Origin of the sequence: Salinivibrio sp. YCSC6, from assembly GCF_004916735.1 — a bacterium.
Classification (GTDB): Bacteria; Pseudomonadota; Gammaproteobacteria; order Enterobacterales; family Vibrionaceae; genus Salinivibrio; species Salinivibrio proteolyticus.
The window spans coordinates 1,224,664-1,246,731 of the sequence record NZ_CP039516.1; the positions used below are offsets into that span (position 1 = coordinate 1,224,664).

The following is a 22,068-nucleotide window of genomic DNA, read 5'->3' on the forward strand; positions in this document are numbered from 1 at the left end:
TGTTTTGTTACGACACATGCATTCAGGAGCTGCCGCATGAAATGGAGTATCGCCTTACTATTGTCAGTTGTTAGCTGGTTGGTGTCGAGTTCTGTGTTAGCCGACGCAGAGAATACGTTTTCACCTGAGCAAGGGATCGCTGGCGTGGCTTGTATGGTGGTTGATCCTGCAGGGCGCTTGCTGCTCGTCAAAGACCGCGTCAGTGGCCGCTATGGATTACCGGGCGGCCGTGTAAGCCTTGCGGAATCCCCGCAAAAAGCATTAGCACGAGAAGTGTTTGAAGAGACCGCTATTCGCGTCGATGTTGGTAAGGTACGTTATCAGGATCATCGCGGCGTCTTGTTTGATTGTCGCAGCTTGGCCCCATTACCGGTTGTCTCCCAAGCGGATGGTACTGGCATTTTGCCTGCGTGGCTGGCGCCGAACTTTGCCTCTGAAATTGACGAAGCCCGACTCGTACCCAAAGCGCACGCTGAAGAGTACCAATATCGATTTAATGACAGGGGAGCGCTACTGTGGTCTTTAGTCGATAAAGTGCCAAGCAGCGATGTGACCGCGTTGGCAGACTTTAGCGCACTCGCCCCTGCCTTTTATGTAAGTCAGTACGGGTTAGTCTCGGGTGTCCAGCAAGCCGTTGCCGCAATGGGCGAGACCATGGCTTCGTTCACCACTCAGGTCTTTTGGCTGGTCAATATTTTAGGGGAAACGGCATTCTATCTTGCTTTTGTGCCGCTATTTCTGGTCTTCAGGGGCCATAAATCGGCCTTGTCTTTGTTGTTTTTGCTGATCAGTGCTGCCGCGGTATCAACCCTTCTAAAAAGCGGCTTTGCAATGCCTCGGCCTTTCTTTATTTGGCCCGAGTTAAAAATCGGTGATGCGAGAGGTTTTACAGTACCGAGCGGCCACACCTTACTGGCGGCAGCGGTAACAACGGCTTGGTATCTTAAGCGGCGCGCTGAGCATCCGCCCGCCTATGGAGCGTTGGCGCTGACAGTATTAGTGATTGTATTGATGGGCCTGAATCGGATGTACCTCGGTGTACACTTTGCCAGTGATGTCATCATTGGCGGCTTGATTGGTGCCGGCATTGCAAGTGTGACCGTCAAACTCGATGGTCTGACGGTAAAAAATGCGCGGCCACTGCTCAATACCGCACGGATATGGCTGTTGGTATGCATCATATTGGCGCTTGCAGCATTAGCGGTGAAGTTGCCAAATTTGCTGTATCTCGCTGCCCTCGCGGCCGGCGTTTATACCGGTCAAGTTTGGCATAAGCTGTTCCCAACCCGTAAACCCGCACAAACACAAGGCGGAAAAATACTCACTTTTGCGTGGATTATTCTCGGCGCGGGGATCATTCTCGGTATTGCTTATGGTGTCAGCCAGTTAACTGGGGTCAGTTGGGTGTTGCTAATCTTCACGTGCATGGCAATTTGGAGCATACCGCCTTGGGCATTGATCGCCAGCCCTGAGTTAGCACGTTGGTTAGCCCGAAAAATAGGCATGCAATCGTTATAGCTACGTTTGGCGAACGGTGCTTTGTGATGGGTTGATGGTGAATTATGGGTGATCGCTTTGGCTGCGCGTAGAGTTAAGGTAAAGTGACAGCACAACAAAAAGTCACACCAGGCATGGTGGATACTGCGCACAGGAACAGCAATGATACCGGCAATACACCCACAGGCGGGCTTGTCGTCCGCCGTCGTTGATTTTCTAACCGCTTTGCAGCAAGCAGGCTTTGAAGGCGATATTGAGTCAACTTACGCGAGCCGATTGGCGGTGGCGACCGATAACAGCGTCTATCAGGCACTGCCACAAGCAGTGCTTTTCCCCGCGAGTGTGGACGACCTCGCACTCATTGGGCACACCGTACAAGCGCCGCCTTTCAATGCGATTAAATTCTCTCCTCGCGGTGGCGGAACGGGCACTAACGGCCAATCACTGACGAAACATGTGGTGGTAGATGTTTCTCGCCACATGAATCAGGTCTTGGAGGTTAACCCAGAGCAAGGCTGGGTCAGGGTACAAGCTGGCGTGATTAAAGATCAGCTCAATGACATCCTGCGGCCTTACGGTTTTTTCTTCTCGCCCGACCTTTCGACCAGTAATCGCGCCACCATTGGCGGTATGATCAATACGGATGCATCGGGACAAGGCTCGCTTCGTTACGGGAAAACCTCTGACCATGTATTGGGGTTAAAGGCGGTACTCGTCGATGGCAGTGTGTTAGATACGCAACCTTTAGATAGTGACCAATTAAATCATGCGATGGAGCGAGACGATCTTGCCGGTCGTGCATTAGAGACTGTCTCGTCGGTGTGTCGAGAGCACCGAGATTTGATCACGCGTACCTTTCCGCCTTTAAACCGCTTTCTCACTGGTTACGATCTTAAGCATGTCTATGATGACGCATTGAGTCGGTTTGATATCGGCCGCGTCCTATGTGGCGCGGAAGGCTCGCTGGCCTTTATTGCCGAAGCGACCTTAAACATTACTCCGATCCCGACCGTGCGCACCTTGGTCAACATCAAGTACGACAGCTTTGACTCGGCCTTGCGCAATGCGCCCATGATGGTCGAGGCCAAGGCGTTATCGGTCGAAACTGTTGATGCCAAGGTGTTGGATTTGGCACGCAACGACATTGTTTGGCACACCGTGAGTGATTTGTTGCAAGATGTGCCGGGTAAAACCATGCATGGCATCAACATGGTGGAATTTGCAGGCAATGACGCTGACGATATTGACCAACAAATTACCGCTCTTTGTGACAAGCTGGATGCCTTGATTGAGCACGAGCAACAGGGTGTGATTGGCTATCAAATCTGTCGTGATCTCGCGTCGATCAACAAGATTTATGCGATGAGAAAAAAGGCGGTCGGCCTGCTCGGGGCGACTAAAGGGAAAGCGAAGCCGGTGCCTTTTGCCGAAGATACCTGTGTGCCACCTGAAAACCTAGCCGACTTTATTAGTGAGTTTCGTGCCTTATTAGACAGCCATGATCTGCATTACGGCATGTTTGGTCATGTCGATGCGGGTGTGCTCCACGTTCGCCCCGCACTGGACCTTTGCGATCCGGAACAAGAGCGAATCATGAAAACTCTGTCAGACCAAGTGGTTGCGCTGGTTGCGAAATACGGTGGCCTGATGTGGGGGGAGCATGGCAAAGGATATCGTTCAGAATACGGACCGGCGTTTTTTGGTGACACCTTGTTTACCCAATTACGGCGAGTTAAAGCGGCATTTGATCCGCAAAACCGCATGAATCCCGGCAAAATTTGTACGCCTATCAATAGCCAAGATGCGTTGGTTCGTGTTGATGACACCAAGCGTGGTTTTTACGATCGGCAAATCCCCGTTGAGGTTCGCGACAGCTTTAAAGGAGCGATGGAGTGTAACGGAAACGGGTTGTGCTTTAACTATGATACCGCATCACCGATGTGTCCGTCGATGAAAGTCAGCTACGACCGTCGCCATTCTCCCAAAGGACGCGCGGGGATCGTACGGGAATGGTTGCGTCTATTGGCCGAGCAGGGTGTCGATCCGCTCGATGTGGAACAGGCCTTAATGACGCAATCTCCCTCGGTGCGTGAGGTGATGAAAAAATTTGGCCGCTATTTTACGCGACGTAAGCAAGCGGACGATTTTAGCCACGAAGTGATGGAAGCGATGAATGGCTGTTTGGCGTGTAAAGCGTGTGCGAGCCAATGCCCGATTAAAGTCGACGTTCCCAGCTTTCGCTCTCGGTTTATGCAATTGTATTACAGCCGCTACCCGCGTCCGATCAAAGACCACCTCGTGGCGAACATTGAAACGTTATTGCCCCTGATGGCAAAAGCGCCCAAGTTGGTAAACGCCGTCACTCAACCTAGCTGGGCACAAGGGTTGACGGCAAGATTGGTGGGATATACTGATACGCCTGCGTTATCGGTGCCCACCTTATCAGCGTCTTTGGCTGGCGATCATGCGCTAAAATTTGATCTAACTTGGCTGCAAGCGCTGTCTGCACAAGAGCGTGAAAATTATGTGTTGATTGTCCAAGATCCGTTTACCAGCTTTTATGAAGCACCGCTTGTGCATGATCTTGTTCAGCTTGCGCGCCAACTAGGAAAAGTGCCAATGTTGGTTCCGTTTAAGCCCAACGGCAAGGCCCAGCATGTGAAAGGCTTTTTACGCCGGTTTGGGGCAACGGCACAGAATACCGCTGCGTTTCTTAATCAACTTGCTGCGCTGAATATTCCCTTGGTGGGCGTCGATCCGGCATTGGTGCTTTGCTATCGTGATGAATACTGCGAAGCGTTGGGCAAAAAACGAGGCGATTTTAACGTTCAACTCAGTCACGAGTGGTTGATGTCAGTGGTGCCAGCATTGCCGCCAGCGGACACTATAGATGCGGGAACCTGGTACTTGTTTGGCCACTGTACCGAAAAAACACAATTGCCACATGCAGAGCAGCAGTGGGCACAATTGTTCGCTCACTTTGGTGCCGAGCTAAAACCGGTATCGGTTGGATGCTGTGGTATGGCGGGTACCTATGGCCACGAAGCCGATAAGCGTGAGACCTCGCAAGCCATCTACGATTTAAGTTGGTCAGGCAAGTTGGCCGAATTGCCGGCAGAGCGGGTCCTCGCGACGGGCTATTCGTGTCGCAGTCAGGTCAAACGGTTTAGTGAGCAACAATTGCGGCATCCATTGCAGGTATTGCTGCGTTTAGCGTGCACTCGCAGTGATCGTGTCCATACTGAACACGTAAAGTAACATTGAGCTTGCACGTAAATGGGTTTCGCGTACAGTGAAATAATGGCTAAAAACGAAGGCAAAACAGATGCTTAAAACGATTGTTATCATCTTGCTGGTTTTGGTTGGTATCACCGCGGCACAGTACCTTGATGAGGCCACGCAAAAGAAAATCGCGTGGGTTGTCGGGGGTATTGCGGGCGTGCTTGCGCTGCTGGTTATTGGCGCTGAGCTATTTCGTTAATCACCCATTTGCTCGGCAAACGATTAAACGCCCCCATCGCGAGATGTTGGGGCGTTTTTTTTACCCTGTCGCTAAACGGTTATTTACGCTTGCGAGACGGCTTATTGGTAGTGGCCGACGCACGGTTTTTACCGCTGGGGCGACGAATATCGGGTTGATTTGGGTGCTTGGTCGCGAAGCGCTGGGTGCCATGACGTCCAGAGCGGCGCTGACGTCCCACTTTAGCAGGGGCGTCTTCTTTCGGAATCAAACATTTAGGGCCGTTACCGATAAGGTGACTTTTACCCATACGTACCAAAGCGTCACGGATTAGTGGCCAGTTAGCAGGGTCGTGGTAACGTAACAGTGCCTTGTGCAGTCTACGTTGACGCTCGCCTTTGGCGACGGTGAGATCTTCGCGTTTTTTATACTTCACTCGCTTAAGCGGGTTGGTCTCAGAGTGATACATCGCGGTGGCATTACACATCGGTGATGGGTAGAAGTTCTGCACCTGATCACACTCAAAGTCGTTTTCTTTCAGCCAGCATGCTAGATGCACCATATCCTCATCCGTACATCCGGGATGTGCGGCAATGAAGTAGGGGATAAGGTATTGTTTTTTTCCTGCTTCTTTGCTGTATTTTTCAAACAGGGCTTTAAAGCGCTCATAGGCGCCCATCCCCGGCTTCATCATTAGATCGAGGGTGTTTTTCTCGGTGTGTTCGGGGGCGATTTTGAGGTAACCCCCAACATGGTGGGTGACCAACTCTTTCACGTACTCGGGCGATTCAATCGCGAGATCGTACCGGACGCCTGACGCGATCAAGACTTTTTTAATCCCTTCGACTTGGCGAGCTTTACGATATAAATCAATCGTGTGACGATGATCCGTGTTCAACTTGTCGCAAATTTTAGGAAACACGCAAGACGGTCGCCGACAATTTCGCTCGGCTTTGGGGTCCGAACAGCCTAAACGGTACATGTTCGCGGTAGGCCCACCGAGATCAGAAATGGTGCCGGTAAAGCCGGGCACTTTATCACGAATATCGTTGAGCTCTTCAATGATCGAGGCTTGCGAACGGTTTTGAATGATCCGTCCCTCGTGCTCGGTAATTGAGCAAAATGAGCATCCGCCAAAACACCCACGCATAATGTTTACCGAGGTTTTGATCATGTCGTAGGCGGGAATTTTCGCCTTTCCATATTTAGGATGAGGAACACGTGCATAAGGAAGACCAAACACGTAATCCATTTCTTCGGTAGTCAGTGGCACGGGAGGTGGATTGATCCAAAGCAGCTGATCGCCGTGTTGTTGGGCCAGTGCCCGCGCTGAATAGGGGTTGGCTTCTAAGTGCATCACGCGACTGGCATGGGCGTATAAAATACGATCGTTTTTGAGCTTCTCAAATGATGGCAAACGCACATAGGTATTTTTCGCATCGTGGCGAGAAGGACGAATCGTGATCGGTTTTGCTGCGTCAGGTTTTGCTTTCTTATTGGTTTCACATTGCGTTTCGGTGGCATAAGGATTCGGCATCACCATGGCTTTACCCGGCTTATCGATGCGCGTTGAGTCAACTTCGGCCATGCCTTCTGGGGGATGCTTCATCATCACGGCTGTCCCCGCGATCCGTGTCATATCAGCCAGTGCTTCGCCCCGCGAAAGACGGTGAGCCACTTCAATCAAGGCACGTTCCGCATTGCCAAACAGCAGAATGTCGGCTTTCGCATCGCACAATACTGAGCGACGGACTTTATCGGACCAATAATCATAATGGGCAAGGCGACGCAGACTCGCTTCAATGCCACCCAGTACAATCGGTGTTTGCTTGTACGCTTCTCGACAACGCTGTGAGTATACGAGTACAGCGCGATCGGGGCGCTTTCCACCTTCATTGTTAGGCGTATAGGCATCATCATGACGCAGTTTTCTATCCGCGGTGTAGCGGTTGATCATGGAGTCCATGTTGCCCGCGGTAACACCAAAAAACAGATTTGGTTCCCCCAATGCCATAAAGTCATCTTTGCTGTGCCAATTAGGCTGCGCAATGATCCCGACTCGAAAGCCTTGTGCCTCAAGCGCGCGACCAATCACCGCCATACCAAAGCTGGGATGATCGACATAGGCATCACCGGTCACAATGATGATGTCACAGCTGTCCCAGCCGAGTATATCCATCTCTTCTCGGGTTGTAGGCAGGAAAGGCGCCGGTCCAAAGCAAGCAGCCCAGTAGGGGGTGTAATCGTAAATAGCAGTTGGTGTCACGTTATCGTCTCTTGGTCAGCCCAGAGGCCTTGAGGATGGGTGATACCCCAAGACGGGCGATAAATTAGCCGGCGATTTTAGCGGTATTCCTGCATGGAGTATAGGGGCAAATGATCCCAGCGGGTACTCTATTACGTGGAGGGGTTGTGGGTTTTTACATAATCAATAAAGGCACGATCAGCCAAAGACAGATAACCATCCTTACGCCATGCCATTGAGATGTCGAGGTTAATCGGCTGAGTGAATGGGATCCCCACAATGCCATGCTCGTGCTCGGTTACCATCTCAAGCAATGCGCTAATCGCAACGCCATGACGCACAATGTTTAAAATCATCGCCAGCAAATTCGTTTCCAAAGACAGCTTGGGGCGTATCGCGTATTGATGGCAAATATGATCCAAATAGTCACGATGGAAATAGCCGGGGCGAAACATGATCAGCTCATGATCGAAAAAGGTCTGATAGTCGAGGGTTTGGTACCCGGCAAGTGGGTGTTCCTCACTGACCACTGCAACCATTTGCGAGGAAATGAGGGGCATGGTTTCTAACGATGAGGGCACATCACTGGCGGTGATCACCGCCAGATCTAGGTCACTCTCCAGTAGCATCTTTCGCAACGAGTGGGTGCCAGCTTCGATAATGGTTAACTTTAAGTCAGGATAGCGTCGCCGAAACCCCATCAATAAGTCCGGAAAAAAGTAGGAACCTAGCATTCCGGGCACACCAATCCGAACCTCGCCTTTTTGCAACCCTTTCAGCTCATCCATTGCGGTGGACGTATCGCGCATCTGTTGCACCACACGATGCGCATGAGTGAGCAGCACTTGGCCTTCTTGCGTTAGCTGAATCCGCTTCTCGCTACGTACGAAAAGGGGCATAGAAAGATGGTGTTCAAGCTTTTTGATCGCGATACTCAACGCAGGTTGCGCAATGTGAAGCTGCTGTGCGGCGCGGGTAAAGCTCCCCGCCTCCGCGACAGCAATAAAGTAACGCAGCTGTTTAATGTCCATGTATAAATAATAGATATGGATAATATAAATTTAATATATTTTATTAATCACATTGCCGTTGCTAGCATGATCACAACTTAATGAGATGATGAGGTTGTCATGATTGAGCTTGGCTCATCGCGTTACCGATTAACGGCCTTTGCTCTGGCATTCGGCTCCTTCCTTATTTTTTGCAACTTATATCTCTTTCAGCCGATGTTGCCAGTATTTGCGAGCAACGATGGGATCAGTGAAACCCGTGCCAACTGGTTGCTGGCTGCCGCGACCTTAGGTCTTGCCTTCTCACTCGTCCCGTGGGCGGTATTGTCCGAACGACTCGGACGCCGTCCGATTATGCTAACCAGCCTCTGGATGCTCCCTGCGATCGGGCTTCTGATGGCATCAACGGATAGCTTTTGGTTAATTGTTGGGTTGCGGGCGTTGATGGGTGCAGCACTAGGTGGCTTTGCCGCGGTTGCGGTCGCGTATATGGCTGAAGAATTCTCTGCTAAAGCGTTTGCGATCGCGGTAGGTAGCTATATCAGTGCCAATTCTCTAGGCGGAATTTCCGGACGCGTTGCGGGGGGAATGATGACCGATTGGTGGGGCTGGCAAGGGGCGGTGCTAGGAATGGCCGTATTAAGTTTGTTGGGCGTCGCCTTGGTGACGAAATTATTGCCGCGCCAGCAATACTTTACCCAAGGGAATACCTCGTTATTGACTCACTCGCGAGGCGTGCTATCTCATCTTCGTACCCCAAGGTTGTGGCTAGCTATGTTAATTGGCGGTATCAACTTTGCGTTATTCGTCAATTTGTTTTCGGTAATGGCGTTCCGGCTGGTGGCGCCGCCTTATCAATTGCCGGTGAGTTTGGTTTCGTCGGTCTTTATCTGTTATCTCGCGGGCACCGTTACATCACGATTGAGTGGACGCTGGGTACTTAGGTTCGGTGCGATTCGTGGCATGGCATTTGGCACCATTGTTGCCATGTTGGGCGTATTAGTGACCTTACACCATGACATCACTTGGATGATTGTTGGATTACTGGTGGTTAGTGGCGGGGCATTTTTCACTCACTCTCTCGCTTATGGTTGGGTAAGCCGACAAGCCAATCAGGGTAAAGCGACGGCAACGGCTTTGTATCTGGTGCATTACTACACTGGTGGCAGCTTGGGGGGCTTTTACCTGATTGCCGCTTGGCAACACTATGCTTGGGAAGGTGTGGTGGTCGCTGCGTGCAGCTTGGGTTTTGCTGTGCTGGGACTTGTATTTGCGCTTTACAAGTCAACGGGAAAAAGCAAACCCGCCGCCTCTTCATCAGAAACGGCGTTGAGCCATTAATGGCACTAGCTGGTTTCTAAGGCGCTATTGATATAGCTTGCCGTTTCTCTGGCATCGTTGGGACAGTGCTGGCCGACTTGATATTGACGCGTACAGTTGCGACCTTCTGCTTTCGCTTGATAGAGTGCGCAATCCGCCCGCTCAATTAACGAAGATAGGGTATCGCCAGTTTGATAGCTGGAAATGCCAATTGATGCCGTTACTTTCAGAGGCGCGTCTCTTTCGTCAATAAACACATCCATCGCACGAATTTCATTCAGCAATCGGTCTGCGATCTGTTGTGCGCTGTCGACATTGCATTTGGGGAGAAAAACGATGAACTCTTCACCGCCAAAGCGACCAAAAATATCTGACTTGCGCAGTCGCTCTTGCACGGCACGTGTGAAAGATTGCAAAACCACATCGCCTGCGTAGTGCCCCCATTTATCGTTAATACGCTTAAATTTATCCAAATCCAGCAATAGGACCGAGAAAGGAGAGTGCCTGTCTTCACTGATCGCTAAGGCGCGCATCGCCAGTTGCAGAAGCATTCGGCGGTTATAAATACCGGTCAGCGGATCCAGCGTGGCTTGGCGATACAACCTGAGAATCATATGCAACTGTGAAAGCTGTGACCATAACACCATCATGGCAATCACTGTTTGTAGCCAGTAGGATGAAATATTATCCGGATTGAGCAATACACCGCTAAACGAGTCCACCCACAAATGACAGGCGAGGGTGACGCTCATCAGCGTTAAGCTCTCTTTCATGGTGAGCGGGAAAATCGTCAGCATGACTATTTGGATAATGGGCAATAGGGTGTAGCTGTATGAAAAGACACTGTTCTCAGAGGGAAATCCTAATGTATGACTGGCTGAGAAATAAAAAAGGTTGGTGACACAGACCATCGCCATCAAGCCCAGCTTGGCCGCTTTAAGGTTATTCACTTTATTGACTGAAAAGCCAATCGCAATCAGGAACGCGGCAAGAATCAAGCGCTGAACGGAAAGTTGCGCCGCGATCGTTTTGTCTCCGAGAAAAAGAAAGTCTGCTGGAGACCAAGCGATGGTAAGCGCCGCCCACACATAGCAAAGCACACACAAGCGACTACGCAAATAGGTACTGCGAGTATTGTTAAAGCTATTGGCATGCTTTTTTGCGCTCCAAAGCTCGAGAAAGGAGATTTGAAGCTTATAGACAACATGACTCATGTTTTCAGTCATTGCGCTCATGTCTGCTCCTGCGTGTACAAAGGTTCCGGTAGCGCGCCTATTTTTGTTATGATCGCGTTGTTGTTTTGATTCGTTTTCAATTGTCATAAGTGTGGTATTCGTGCGCAAACCTTCCAGTTTGTTGTACGTATTTACAGTATTTATTCAATCTAATGTGATCCCGCCAGTTGTTTACCGTAAGAAGTAGTCACAGTTGCGGGTTTTTTATTGATCGCCATAAGGTGTTGTTTCTATGTACGCGTATGTTGCTCCTTCCCTCGTTTCGGCTATTTTGGGTGCGCAACTGGTCTTGTCGTTGGCATTACTCAAAGGTGAAATCTGTCCGGGCCAGCGAGGCCGTTTCCACCGTGCATATTGGGTGCTGGTGTTCGCATGGGTGATATTGGTTCCATCTAGCTTTTTAGCCACTATACCCTTTCTGTTTTTAGGCTTATTTGCGTTTCGATCAAAAACGGGCAAAACGCGTCACTCCGGTCCCATTCCTTTGCTACATGTCGCAAACTTAACGGCATGTGTTGCATGGTTAATCATTACGGCGAGTCAGGGCTGGATGGTCGCTGTATTTGGCTTGCTGCAAGTAGTACTTCTGGGAGCCAGTGCCGGACACGGCCTTTTAGTTAGAGCCAAATCACGCTTACAAGCGTTTGATAACTTATTGCCTCTGGCGAGCGTACTGGCCTTGATGGCCACGGTATTACTGGTTGCTGTGGCAGCATCGCTCACAACATTCACCGCTGTGAATATCAATGCCTTATTTGCAGGGGTTGGATTAGGCTTGTTGGGTATTGCTGCATCCATTTGGCATTTGCTCAAACACACCAAACCTGCATGGTGGCGTTTAATGATTGGGTTTGGTTTTTTATTTGCTGCCAGTGTTAGCCTAAACACCATTGTGATGGGATGATTTGGCGAGTGGCCTCGAGTGTTTCTATACTTTAAACCGAGCTTTGTTGACCCAACGGGTTCAGCTGAGAAAAGGAGCGGCCACTATGGACATCAACAATATTCATCGTTTGGATGGGGCAATATTTTTCAGTATTGCTAATGAACGTTTGCGTTTAGAGTGCGATAGCCTTGAATCATTGATGGCCCATTTCGACCTAGACGATGAGCAAATCCGAGACAAATTTAACGACATTGGTTGTGAGTACGATCCGCTAACCAACCAATTGAAATTGAAATAACCGATTGTTTTAGTGACTTACCGTTTTAGCGAAGGCTCACTCAGACCTGGAGTGGGCCTTTTCTGTCTTCCTTGATTAGCATTCTGTTCAAAGTGCGCTGACCTTATTCGTGACAATTGTTTTGTTTTTGTTAAAAAATTGATCACCCGAGCTGTGAAGCACTACGCTTAATGTGGCGAAATTTTATATAAAAGCGGCCGAATTCTCGGCAACAGGATACAGACAGAAGGACGTTTGGAATGCCGCGACGCGCTTGGAGCATCATTGTGATAACAGTCCTCGTGGGGATAGGTTTCTCTGCGCTGACTGGCCATTTGCTGTTCCAGTCTGAGCAAAATGCGATTCGCAAAGAAGTCCAAAAAGATGTCAATAATGCTGCTATGGCACTGGGCAGGGAAGTCAACCTTGGTCTCGAGCTGCTGTACGCAGTGAAAAATCATTTTGATGCGGGCCATCGCCTCAGTGCACGCAACTTTCAACCGATGACATCAGGCGTATTGGAGCGTCACCTAAGTTTTAAGTCGATTGAGTGGGTGGATATAGTGATGCATCATCAACGACGGCACTATGTTCAAGATGCGATGCAAGAAGGCTCACAACAGAGAACGGATATTGTTGAGTTTGATGAGACAGGAGCATTGATCCCCGCTCAGCGAAGAGACATGTACTTTCCTATCCGTTTTACGTCGAGCGCGAGCAGTAATCAGTCGGTGATTGGATATGATATGGGATCGACTGCTGTGACTCGCCAAGCGCTTAAAACCAGTTTCAACACCGGAGTGCCTGTTGCAACGCCTGCGACGACGGTCAAAAGGGCGTATGGCAGCGTACAGGGCTTTTTGCTGATTATGCCGATTCTCCGTGACCCAGAACAGTTAAGTGGCGAAGAGACTAGTGACCTTCGCGGCTTTTTAGTCGCGGTCATTGATATTGGAGAGCTTGTTAATCTCGCGATTAATACGGTGATTAATGATGGGATTAATTTCTCGCTCAACGACATTACCAATGAGCGAAACCCCCAGCTTTTGCATAGCCAAATAGCCACTCTCAGTTCACCGGTGAACAAGACGTTAACCCAGCAATCACTCCCGGTATTTTTCGCAGGCAGAGAGTGGCAAGTGGAAGGATATCCAACCGCTGAGTATGTAGCAGCACGCCAGTCCTACATGCCCTATTGGGTGTTCGCGGCAGGCACCATCATTTTTATCATCATCAGTTATCTGCTCTATCGACTACAACTGAGAACCTTAACCGTACAGGCACAGGTTGATCAGAAAACCCGTGCATTACGAGACGCAAACACCAAGCTCGAGTCGATGACGAAGTGTGATGGTTTAACCGGACTGTACAATCGCAGCCATTTTGAAGCGGAGTTAGAGCGTGAAATTCAGCGAGCACTGCGAGAAGAAACTCCGCTGAGTTTGATGATTGTGGAAGTTGAGCGTTTATCGGATTACAACCTCAAGTATGGCCGTTTGTCCGGCGATCAAGTGCTTCGCCGCCTGTCAGAAGCGTTAGATAATATGCTGAAGCGCCCTGGTGATTTGTTATGCCGATACAGTGGCAGCCAATTTGTCGCGATATTACCGCGCACAGAAGGCGCCCAGCGACTGGCTGAAGAGTGCTTACTGACGGTAAAACGCTTACAGTTACCGTTTGAACGAGAAGAGGGGGCCATGTTAGTAGACGTTTATGTCGGTGGGGTAACGCTCAGCGATCACGAGCAAATGACGGTGGCGAGAATGTGCTCTTACGGGGAGATAGCCCTCGCTCGGGCAAGAGCGGATGAACCAGAACGCTGGCATTGGATGGAGATAGAATAAAACGGCACCCGAAGGGCGCCGTTTTCACGACATTAATCTTCTCGCCCTTTGGTGCGGTGTGGATCAAAAATCGTATAGTAAGGTTCGCCTGCATTCATGGAGTCTTTCTTCGCCATACTGTTTTTAAAGACCAGAGTATGCTGTTCGTTTGACAACGAGAGCATATCATTACTGATACTTACACTACTCCAATCACTTAGTACATTGCTTACTGTTTGCTCCATGTTCATTGCTTGAGAAGAACAAGCCATTTTTGTGCTAGCCATCCGGTCGATGCGAAAACGATTATCTTCGATCTGCGCGTTTCCAAAGTAACGGTTGCAGCCGGTGTAGCCACTGACGACCATGTCAGAGTTGACCGTTAAGGTCGGGGATCCATCCGCACTGATAGCTTGTTGATCGACCATAGCGAGTTGCCATTTTTGGGCAATATTATCTTTCGATATACCTTCATTAGCATACTCGCCAGAAGGGTTGTAGCTGCTACAAGCGGTTAAACCTGTAGCGACCATGACCGCCATCAACAAGTTTTTCTTCATAATGACTCCTTAGTCACTAACAGTGGATGTCAATTCAAGCTTAGCCAAAAGTTTGACAAGTATGCCAATAAATTAATCAACCAATGTCAACGGAGTGTTTATTTTTGTTCCGCGCAAAAAAAAGGCCCCGGTAGAGGGGCCAAGATATACCATCGCGTGAATTATTATCGTTATGTTTGGAGTTAGGAACCGATGCAAACAAGTGCCTAGTTAGTTAATCACAACTCTATGACACTTTGTTGGCAGCGACGTATTTAACCGAAATCACCGTTCACATAGCCTCGTGTTCGGTCATCTTGTGGCTGTGCAAAGAGCGTGGCAGTTTCATCATGCTCCACTAGCTCTCCCATCAAAAAGAAGGCAGTGCGGTCGGAAATACGACGGGCTTGCTGCATGGAGTGCGTCACAATGACAATGGTGTAGTCTTGTTTTAATGACTCCATTAAGTCTTCAATTTTTTTCGTCGCGATAGGATCGAGGGCAGAGGTGGGTTCATCCATCAAAATCACTTCTGGCTCCATCGCAATCGTGCGAGCAATACATAGGCGCTGTTGCTGACCGCCAGAAAGCCCAAAAGCATGGGCCTTGAGACGATCTTTCACTTCATCCCACAATGCTGCGCCACGCAGTGATTTTTCAACCACGGCATCTAGGTGCTTTTTATCTTTAATGCCTTGAGCACGTAAGCCATAAGCGACATTGTCGTAAATGCTCATCGGGAAGGGGTTAGGTTTTTGAAACACCATGCCCACTTTAATCCGAAGGCCAGCCACATCGATATTGCCATAGATGTCTTGATCATCCATGGTGAGTCGACCGTCAATTTGGACACCTTCAATTAAATCGTTCATGCGATTCAAGCAGCGCAAAAGTGTTGATTTCCCACAACCTGAAGGGCCAATTAGCGAAGTGACACGCTTAGCAGGAATGGGCAAGTTGATGCTTTTAAGCGCGTGGTTTTCACCGTTACCGTAATAAAGATTTAAATCATTGATTTCAAATTTGTTCATGTCGGGCCTCAGAATGCGTTAATAAGTCGCTTTATTGAATCGGCGTGCAATGAGTTTGGTTAGCATGTTGATAACCAGCACGACAACAATCAGTACGGTGGCAGTGGCGTAGGCTTGGTGCCACTCATGGACGGTGTAAAGCTCTTGCGTGAGCTTGTACAAATGCACCGTAAGCGTGCGTCCTGAATCAAGCAATGTATCAGGGATACGCGCCACCATACCGGCAGTGAGGAAAACAGGTGCAGACTCGCCAATCACGCGGCCCACACTCAGAATGATTGAGGTGATAATCCCTGGCATCGCGCTGGGCAGGATTAACTTCCAAATGGTGTAGATTTTGGACGCCCCGAGTCCGTATGACCCCTCGCGATAGGTTTGAGGAACAGCCATTAAAGCTTCCTCAGTGGTACGGATAATTACCGGAAGGATCAAAATACTGAGCGTCAAGGCACCGGAAAGAATCGAAAAGCCGAGCCCCAATACCGCCACAAAGAATGTGAGGCCAAACAGACCAAAGATAATCGAAGGAATGCCTGCCAGTGACTCGGTACAAAAGCGGATGACTTTGACTAGCTTACTGCCCACTTTCGCATATTCGGTGAGGTAAATGGCGGTCATGATCCCCAGTGGTGCCGCAATGGCAATCGAGGCCAGTACCATATAGATGGTGGAGACAATCATCGGCCAAATCCCGGATGACTCACCAATGCGCGTATAGTCGCTGGAAATGAATGACCAGTCCACATACTGCAGGCCGTTGCTCAGAATGTACCAGATTATCCAGAACAGAAAGCCGACGGTTAAACCTGCTGCTGTCCAAATAAACCCTAAAGCTAATTTATCTTGTAATTGACGTGACAACATAACTTATCTCGCTTTCTCGCGGTTCAGGTAAAGCAGCGCGCCGTTGAGTAACATAATGAAAATCAACAAGACGACACCGGTCGCGTATAGGGCACTGGCATGCACGCCCGTGGCATAAGACATTTCTAATGCGATATTGGCGGTAAGAGTACGCGCGGAATCGAGAATCCCTTCTGGCATCGCTGGGGCATTACCCATCACCATAATGATCGCCATGGTTTCGCCCAACGCACGTGCGATCCCTAAAATCACACCCGTCATGATCCCGGAGCGAGCAGCAGGCACAAGCAGCTTAAAAATCGTAAACATCGATGATGCGCCAAGTGCGAGAGAGCCTTCTTTATAGGCTCGAGGTACGGCGCGTAGCGAGGTTTCAGACACCGTAATAACCGTTGGTAGGATCATGACGGCCAACACGATGACCCCGGCAAGCAGGGTGTTGCCCGCTGGAACATTAAAGATGTCTTGGATCAACGGGACGATGATGACCAGACCAAAGAAGCCATAAACCACCGATGGAATGCCTGCGAGGAGCTCAACCGCCGGGCGGATGATATTGGCGAGCCATTTCGGTGCGACTTCCGCGATAAAGACAGCGGTGAGCACGGCGACAGGCACACCCAAAAGGACAGCCCCTGCGGTGGAGGCTAATGATGCCACAATCATGGGCGCAATGCCGTAGAGCGCGGGCGGAAGCCACTCGCTACCAAAGACGATATCGGTGAAGCCAGCGGCAGAGAGTGCAGGAATACTCTCGCGGAAAATGAAGTAGCCAATGGTGGCGAGTGATAACACGCCTACAATGGCACTGAATAAAAACAAGGCGTGAAAAATCTTTTCTCGCCAGTCAACTCGAGTGCGTTTAGTGAGACTCGAGTCCGAGACATTATTTACCTGTTCGGATGCGATGGTCATGATAACAACTCCATGCCAAAAATGGCTAAGGATGTAACAAAAGAAGGCCCAGCCATTTGCTGGGCCAAAAATCTATTTACTTAACAGCGATATAGCCTTGGTTTGCAACAATCTTCTGGCCATCAGCAGACAGTACCCAGTTGAGGAAGTCGTCTGCGGCTGCGGAGGTTGTGCCTTCTTTATGAAGAACCAAGAAAGGACGTGCGACCTTGTAGTCACCGGCTGCTACGGCTTCGGTGGTCGGTGCATGACCGTCTACACTCAGTGCTTTTAGGGAATCATCCACAGAGCCTAGCGAGATATAGCCAATCGCGAGTGGGTTGTTGGCGACAATGGTCTTCACGACGCCGTTACCGTTTGCGACTTGTGCTTTTTGTGAAATCGCTGACACTTTCATGCCGTTCACTTTGCGTTTCAGACCCATGATGCTTTCAAATGCACCACGCGTGCCTGAAGCTGTGTCACGTGTCACCAGAACGATAGGTTTGTTTTCGCCACCGACGTTTGACCAGTTGGTAATTTCGCCACGATAGATTTTAGCGATTTGGTCAGCAGTGAGGTTTTTGACGCCGTTGGCGTTATTGACAACAACCGCGATGCCGTCGCGAGCAATCACAGTTTCTTTAAGTGACGATTCTTTTTCAGAGGCTTTCAACTCGCGAGAAGCCATGCCGAAATAGCTGGTGCCGTTTTTAGCGGCTTTGATACCTGCTGACGAACCCGTGCCTTGTACTTCGATGTAGGTGTCTTGGTGTTGCTGATGATAGGTTTCAGCCAACACTTCCATGACTTCGGTTACTGACGTTGAGCCAGAGATTGAAACAGTTTCTTGTGCACTTGCTGAGGCAGAGAACATGGCACCTGCCATCACGATGGCGCCAAAGACCTTAGATTTCATATCGTATCCCTTATTTGCGATGAGTCGCGGTTTGTTGTTTCGAACGAGAGGCACTTTAGGAAAGAAACATGACAAATATGTTTCATTAACTTGAAGCCTTGATGACGGCCAACCGATTTGACGCCACATCGAAAAGAAAAAAACAGACCTTGTGGAATGAATCAGACATGCAAACCTCCCGTGTTCACTTGGCTTGACACTTAAGTGCGCATTTATGGGTCAAGTAGTAAAAGCCATAGTATTCACAAGGTGTATTTTTAAATGATTAACGTTATTCTTCTATTAAATGAAAGCACTGATCCGTTCGCGGGCAATGTGTGTACTGAAAAGAACAACTTAGGCCAGACCTAAAAGGAATCCATCATGGCATTGAGCGATGCTGCAAAAAAAGTTCAGGAAGCGCTGGTTGCTCGTGGTATTGAGACACCGATGACAGCAAAGTCAGCGTTGTCTGCGGCAGAACGAAAAGAAAAAATTGAATTTCACATGCGTGAAATCCTGCAATCTATTGATCTTGATTTGACTGACGACAGCTTGGCGGAGACACCAGCAAGAATCGCAAAGATGTATGTGGACGAGATCTTCTCGGGCTTGGATTACACGCAGTTCCCTAAAGTAACCATGATTGAAAACAAGATGGGTTGCGACGAGATGGTGCGTGTGAAGGATATTTCAGTCACCAGTACCTGCGAGCACCACTTGGTGACCATTGATGGGCGCGCAACGGTCGCCTATTTACCGGATAAGAAAGTGATTGGGCTATCCAAGATCAATCGCATTGTTCGCTTCTTCGCTCAACGTCCCCAAGTACAAGAGCGATTAACGCGTCAGGTGCTGGTGGCATTGCAAACCTTACTTGAAACCGACAATGTCGCCGTTCGTATCGAAGCAACACACTATTGTGTGAAATCGCGTGGGGTGATGGATGCGAACAGTGAAACAACTACCACAGCTTTAGGTGGTCAGTTTAAAAAGAATGCTGCGACGCGCGCTGAATTTTTGCACGGTATCAATTAGGAAGCGAGACGCTTAGTAAGCGAAACGATAAGAAAAACGCCCCCATCGCGAGATAGTGGGCGTTTTTTATCGCCTCAATGCTGAGCTTAATCGGTAAGCGACGACGAAACGGCTAAGGGATAACTATTCAAACTGCTTGGCAATATCGTGGAACTGGCGGACTTTGTCGCGCAGCTCTGCACTTGCTTGTGAGACATCATTCACTTCATTGAGGTTTTGCTGTGATACCGACTCAATGGCATGGATATCACGATTAATATCATTAAACGTCTGCAGTTGCGCTTGTGCTGAGTGATGAGTTTCACTGGTACGCGCCACCACATCATCAATCGCCGTCGTCACCGCGTTCAAGCTGACAATGCTATGTTCTGTGGTATCGACACATTGTTGGGTTTGCTCGTGACTGACATGGATCTGCGCTTGCCATTGTTGAATGGTTTCGTGCATCTCTTGGATGGATTGCTGAATTTGTTCCGTAGCGCCTTGCGTGCGGCTAGAGAGGGCGCGGACTTCTTCAGCGACAACTGCAAACCCGCGACCTTGTTCACCGGCACGCGCAGCCTCAATCGCGGCATTCAAGGCCAATAAATTGGTTTGCTCAGCAATACCACTGATTTCACTCATTGAATCGGTGACTCGCTCTGCGGTCACAGAAAGCTGCTGTGTCGCGGATAACGAGCTTTCAGACTGCTTGGCTAGGGCTTGAAGTTGCTCACCGGTTTGATGCAGCAGCGCTTGTGTCTCTTGGCTTTGTTGCTGTACTGATTGCAGTAGTTCAGCACTTTGCTGCGCGTTCTCTAACACTTTATTGGCCGAGTCTGAGGCATGGTCAATATTGCTGGCCACTGAGGTGATTTGATGGCTTTGGGTATTGATCGCCTGAGAAACACGCTGCGAAAGGGCGCTCAAATCATCAGAAAAACGATTGAGAGACAAGGAGGCATCCAACATACGGCCGAGGATGGTCCGAATCCGCGCTTGCAGCATCTTAATCTTGTAATCGGCGATTGAACTCAAGCCAGTTCCTGCATAAATATAGCGGCTAATACTGTCATAGTCGGCTTGATAACCACGAATCAAAGCGGGCAGAGTCAACAGCTCATCACGAAATAGAGTGCCCAATATGGCTGGCATAGCGACAGCGCTGGCGATATCCCACCCATTGATATTGGGATCAAAGGCGAGGGAGAGGGGCGCAACAGCGAGGCCGGCGACAAGTAGTGCCAGTTTAGCGGCGCCGGGAATGCTCTCAATGGAGAAACCACCCAGTGATTTGCCTCCTTTTTCGGCGGCACATAGCTTTTTGTAGATCTGGGCAGCACGGTGTTTCACCGCGGGATCTGGCTTGACCCGCACAGACTGATAGCCTGTTACCTGACCGCGTTCATAGATCGGGGTCACGTAAGCATCAACCCAGTAATAATCGCCGTTCTTACAGCGGTTTTTAACGATACCGCGCCAAGGTTGATTGGCTTTGAGGTTCCGCCACATGTCGGCAAAAGCGGCCTTGGGCATATCAGCATGGCGAATGATGTTGTGGGGTGCCCCCATCAATTCGTTGTCGTCAAAGCCAGCAATGCGAATAAATTCGGGATTACAGTAGGTGATAACGCCACGTTTATCGGTGGTCGAGACGAGGCGTTCATCGTCACCAAATACAACTTCATTACCACTCATAGTATTTATCTTTCTGGTCACAGTTCATAAGAGCCTTATTAGTTTTAGTCTAGCGGCTATGGGCTTTTTAATGATATTTTTGTTAATACAATGTTGCTTTAATGAGTGCATCGACAAAAAAAAGGGCCTGTCGGCCCTTTATGACATTTCGATGACAGTGGCGCTTAGTCTAAAACCTTTGCGATGGCAGTGCAAAGTGGCCCCATATTGGTGTGCGTCATACCCGCTACATTGAGGCGGCCTGAGCCGACGATATAAACACCGTGTTCGGCTTTTAGCGCGTTCACCTGATCTTTGGTCAAGCCAGAGAAAGAAAACATCCCATTTTGTTGCTCGATAAAGCTAAAGTCGCGATTCACGCCTTTTTCTTTTAGAGTTGCTACAAACTCGGTGCGCATGGTTTTAATACGATCGCGCATATCAGCAAGTTCTTGATGCCACTCTGCTTTTAGCGTGGGGTTATTGAGGATCTCTGTCACAATACCTGCACCGTGGGCTGGTGGGTTAGAGTAGATCACGCGCGCGATAGCTTTCACTTGGCTAAAGGCGGTTGTGGCTTGTTGCTGATCTTGTGCAACCAGAGTAAAGGCACCCACACGCTCGTTATACAAGCCAAAGTTTTTTGAGAAAGAGCTGGCGATCAACAGCTCTGGGCAGGTTTGCGTAAAGATACGTAGACCTGATGCGTCTTCTTCAACACCTTGCGCAAAGCCTTGATAGGCAAAGTCGAACATCGGCAGTAAGCCTTTGCGCTGACATAGCTCAGCCAAGACTTTCCATTCCGCATCGGTCGGATCAATACCGGTTGGGTTGTGACAACAGCCATGTAGCAAGACCACATCACCACTGTTTGCTTTTTCTAGATCCGCGACCATGCCGGCAAAATCTTTGTCATTCTTCGCGGCATCGTAGTAGGTGTACTCGGCCAGAGGTAGGCCTGCGGCAGTAAACACGCCCTTGTGGTTGGCCCACGTTGGGTTACTGATCCACACCGTGACATCACCGAGGTGGCGCTTAATGAACTCGCCAGCAAGGCGTAACGCCCCGGTACCACCCGGCGCATGTGCAGTTTGAGCGCGTTTATCTTTGATAACTGAAGCTTGCTCACCGAATAGAAGCTGCTGAACGGCTAGGCCGTACTCCGCGGTACCTGGGATGCTTAGATAGGATTTGGTGCTCTCTTTTTCGAGCAGCAATGCTTCGGCTTTTTTAACGGTTTTCAGCACAGGGGTTTCACCGTGCTCGTTTTTGTATACGCCGACCCCTAAGTTGATCTTCGTTTCACGAGGATCCGCTTTAAATTCTTCAGTCAGTCCTAAAATCGGATCGGCGGGAGCGGCAGAAATTTTCTCAAACATTGGTGTCGTCCATGGT

General features: G+C 49.5%; 18 protein-coding genes. 8 read left to right on the plus strand and 10 right to left on the minus strand.

What is annotated here, in order from left to right:
- Positions 1–36 precede the first annotated feature (36 nt).
- The 3 genes from E8E00_RS05660 (at position 37) to E8E00_RS17145 (ending at position 4,978) form a co-directional block, all read left to right on the plus strand.
- A complete protein-coding gene (locus E8E00_RS05660; RefSeq protein ID WP_096628717.1) occupies positions 37–1,518 on the plus strand; it encodes a phosphatase PAP2 family protein in 1,482 nt (493 codons plus the stop codon).
- Between the two features lie 141 nt (positions 1,519–1,659).
- Positions 1,660–4,755 (plus strand): FAD-binding and (Fe-S)-binding domain-containing protein, encoded by a 3,096-nt coding sequence (locus E8E00_RS05665; RefSeq protein WP_096628714.1) that lies wholly within the window; start codon positions 1,660–1,662, stop codon positions 4,753–4,755.
- Between the two features lie 67 nt (positions 4,756–4,822).
- Positions 4,823–4,978 (plus strand): hypothetical protein, encoded by a 156-nt coding sequence (locus tag E8E00_RS17145; protein ID WP_168174037.1) that lies wholly within the window; start codon positions 4,823–4,825, stop codon positions 4,976–4,978.
- A 79-nt stretch (positions 4,979–5,057) separates the two neighbouring features.
- Here E8E00_RS17145 and E8E00_RS05670 read toward each other — a convergent pair whose 3' ends face one another.
- The gene (locus E8E00_RS05670; protein WP_096628712.1) at positions 5,058–7,223 is read right to left on the minus strand and encodes a YgiQ family radical SAM protein; all 2,166 of its coding nucleotides are present in this window, start codon (positions 7,221–7,223) and stop codon (positions 5,058–5,060) included.
- Positions 7,224–7,354: 131 nt separating this feature from the next.
- Positions 7,355–8,233 (minus strand): LysR family transcriptional regulator, encoded by an 879-nt coding sequence (locus E8E00_RS05675; RefSeq protein ID WP_096628709.1) that lies wholly within the window; start codon positions 8,231–8,233, stop codon positions 7,355–7,357.
- A gap of 99 nt (positions 8,234–8,332) precedes the next feature.
- Between E8E00_RS05675 and E8E00_RS05680 the strand changes: the two genes are divergently transcribed.
- Positions 8,333–9,553: an MFS transporter gene (locus E8E00_RS05680; RefSeq protein ID WP_096628707.1), complete on the plus strand. Its 1,221-nt coding sequence runs from the start codon at positions 8,333–8,335 to the stop codon at positions 9,551–9,553.
- A 5-nt stretch (positions 9,554–9,558) separates the two neighbouring features.
- On the opposite strand, the gene E8E00_RS05685 is transcribed toward E8E00_RS05680, so the two are convergent.
- The gene (locus tag E8E00_RS05685) at positions 9,559–10,767 is read right to left on the minus strand and encodes a GGDEF domain-containing protein (protein ID WP_240531891.1); all 1,209 of its coding nucleotides are present in this window, start codon (positions 10,765–10,767) and stop codon (positions 9,559–9,561) included.
- A 232-nt stretch (positions 10,768–10,999) separates the two neighbouring features.
- Here E8E00_RS05685 and E8E00_RS05690 point away from each other — a divergent pair, with 232 nt between their 5' ends.
- The 3 genes from E8E00_RS05690 to E8E00_RS05700 all read left to right on the plus strand — a co-directional run bounded on the left by E8E00_RS05690 (position 11,000) and on the right by E8E00_RS05700 (position 13,774).
- Positions 11,000–11,671 (plus strand): hypothetical protein, encoded by a 672-nt coding sequence (locus tag E8E00_RS05690; RefSeq protein WP_069587102.1) that lies wholly within the window; start codon positions 11,000–11,002, stop codon positions 11,669–11,671.
- A gap of 85 nt (positions 11,672–11,756) precedes the next feature.
- Positions 11,757–11,951, plus strand: coding sequence for a DUF4250 domain-containing protein (locus tag E8E00_RS05695; protein WP_069587103.1), 195 nt, complete (start codon positions 11,757–11,759; stop codon positions 11,949–11,951).
- A gap of 266 nt (positions 11,952–12,217) precedes the next feature.
- Entirely contained in the window at positions 12,218–13,774 is a 1,557-nt protein-coding gene (locus tag E8E00_RS05700) for a diguanylate cyclase domain-containing protein (RefSeq protein ID WP_168174036.1), read from the plus strand.
- 32 nt (positions 13,775–13,806) lie between these two features.
- Here E8E00_RS05700 and E8E00_RS05705 read toward each other — a convergent pair whose 3' ends face one another.
- The 5 genes from E8E00_RS05705 to E8E00_RS05725 form a co-directional block, all read right to left on the minus strand.
- Positions 13,807–14,313, minus strand: coding sequence for an META domain-containing protein (locus E8E00_RS05705; RefSeq protein WP_096628704.1), 507 nt, complete (start codon positions 14,311–14,313; stop codon positions 13,807–13,809).
- A gap of 254 nt (positions 14,314–14,567) precedes the next feature.
- Positions 14,568–15,323 carry a phosphate ABC transporter ATP-binding protein PstB gene (gene pstB, locus E8E00_RS05710; protein ID WP_069587106.1) on the minus strand — a complete coding sequence of 252 codons (756 nt, stop codon included), beginning with the start codon at positions 15,321–15,323 and terminating at the stop codon, positions 14,568–14,570.
- 18 nt (positions 15,324–15,341) lie between these two features.
- Entirely contained in the window at positions 15,342–16,187 is an 846-nt protein-coding gene (gene pstA, locus E8E00_RS05715; protein ID WP_077675417.1) for a phosphate ABC transporter permease PstA, read from the minus strand.
- Positions 16,188–16,190: 3 nt separating this feature from the next.
- Positions 16,191–17,102 (minus strand): phosphate ABC transporter permease subunit PstC, encoded by a 912-nt coding sequence (gene pstC, locus E8E00_RS05720; protein WP_069587109.1) that lies wholly within the window; start codon positions 17,100–17,102, stop codon positions 16,191–16,193.
- A 76-nt stretch (positions 17,103–17,178) separates the two neighbouring features.
- The gene (locus tag E8E00_RS05725; RefSeq protein WP_069587111.1) at positions 17,179–18,000 is read right to left on the minus strand and encodes a phosphate ABC transporter substrate-binding protein; all 822 of its coding nucleotides are present in this window, start codon (positions 17,998–18,000) and stop codon (positions 17,179–17,181) included.
- Between the two features lie 360 nt (positions 18,001–18,360).
- Here E8E00_RS05725 and folE point away from each other — a divergent pair, with 360 nt between their 5' ends.
- Complete coding sequence (gene folE / locus E8E00_RS05730) at positions 18,361–19,017, plus strand: GTP cyclohydrolase I FolE (protein WP_069587112.1); 657 nt, start codon at positions 18,361–18,363, stop codon at positions 19,015–19,017.
- Between the two features lie 123 nt (positions 19,018–19,140).
- Here folE and E8E00_RS05735 read toward each other — a convergent pair whose 3' ends face one another.
- Positions 19,141–20,694, minus strand: a complete 1,554-nt coding sequence (locus E8E00_RS05735) for a PAS domain-containing methyl-accepting chemotaxis protein (protein WP_096628701.1) — start codon at positions 20,692–20,694, stop codon at positions 19,141–19,143.
- Between the two features lie 164 nt (positions 20,695–20,858).
- On the minus strand, positions 20,859–22,052 hold the full coding sequence (locus E8E00_RS05740; protein ID WP_077455667.1) for an amino acid aminotransferase: 1,194 nt from the start codon (positions 22,050–22,052) through the stop codon (positions 20,859–20,861).
- Between the last annotated feature and the right edge of the window lie 16 nt (positions 22,053–22,068).

What these genes read in the sequence shown, in the direction of transcription:
- E8E00_RS05660 (WP_096628717.1), top strand. Translation starts at nt 37, where the DNA reads ATGAAATGGAGTATCGCCTTACTATTGTCAGTTGTTAGCTGGTTGGTG.
- E8E00_RS05665 (WP_096628714.1), top strand. Translation starts at nt 1,660, where the DNA reads ATGATACCGGCAATACACCCACAGGCGGGCTTGTCGTCCGCCGTCGTT.
- E8E00_RS17145 (WP_168174037.1), top strand. Translation starts at nt 4,823, where the DNA reads ATGCTTAAAACGATTGTTATCATCTTGCTGGTTTTGGTTGGTATCACC.
- E8E00_RS05675 (WP_096628709.1), bottom strand. Translation starts at nt 8,233, where the DNA reads ATGGACATTAAACAGCTGCGTTACTTTATTGCTGTCGCGGAGGCGGGG.
- E8E00_RS05680 (WP_096628707.1), top strand. Translation starts at nt 8,333, where the DNA reads ATGATTGAGCTTGGCTCATCGCGTTACCGATTAACGGCCTTTGCTCTG.
- E8E00_RS05685 (WP_240531891.1), bottom strand. Translation starts at nt 10,767, where the DNA reads ATGAGCGCAATGACTGAAAACATGAGTCATGTTGTCTATAAGCTTCAA.
- E8E00_RS05690 (WP_069587102.1), top strand. Translation starts at nt 11,000, where the DNA reads ATGTACGCGTATGTTGCTCCTTCCCTCGTTTCGGCTATTTTGGGTGCG.
- E8E00_RS05695 (WP_069587103.1), top strand. Translation starts at nt 11,757, where the DNA reads ATGGACATCAACAATATTCATCGTTTGGATGGGGCAATATTTTTCAGT.
- E8E00_RS05705 (WP_096628704.1), bottom strand. Translation starts at nt 14,313, where the DNA reads ATGAAGAAAAACTTGTTGATGGCGGTCATGGTCGCTACAGGTTTAACC.
- pstB (WP_069587106.1), bottom strand. Translation starts at nt 15,323, where the DNA reads ATGAACAAATTTGAAATCAATGATTTAAATCTTTATTACGGTAACGGT.
- pstA (WP_077675417.1), bottom strand. Translation starts at nt 16,187, where the DNA reads ATGTTGTCACGTCAATTACAAGATAAATTAGCTTTAGGGTTTATTTGG.
- pstC (WP_069587109.1), bottom strand. Translation starts at nt 17,102, where the DNA reads ATGACCATCGCATCCGAACAGGTAAATAATGTCTCGGACTCGAGTCTC.
- E8E00_RS05725 (WP_069587111.1), bottom strand. Translation starts at nt 18,000, where the DNA reads ATGAAATCTAAGGTCTTTGGCGCCATCGTGATGGCAGGTGCCATGTTC.
- E8E00_RS05735 (WP_096628701.1), bottom strand. Translation starts at nt 20,694, where the DNA reads ATGAGTGGTAATGAAGTTGTATTTGGTGACGATGAACGCCTCGTCTCG.
- E8E00_RS05740 (WP_077455667.1), bottom strand. Translation starts at nt 22,052, where the DNA reads ATGTTTGAGAAAATTTCTGCCGCTCCCGCCGATCCGATTTTAGGACTG.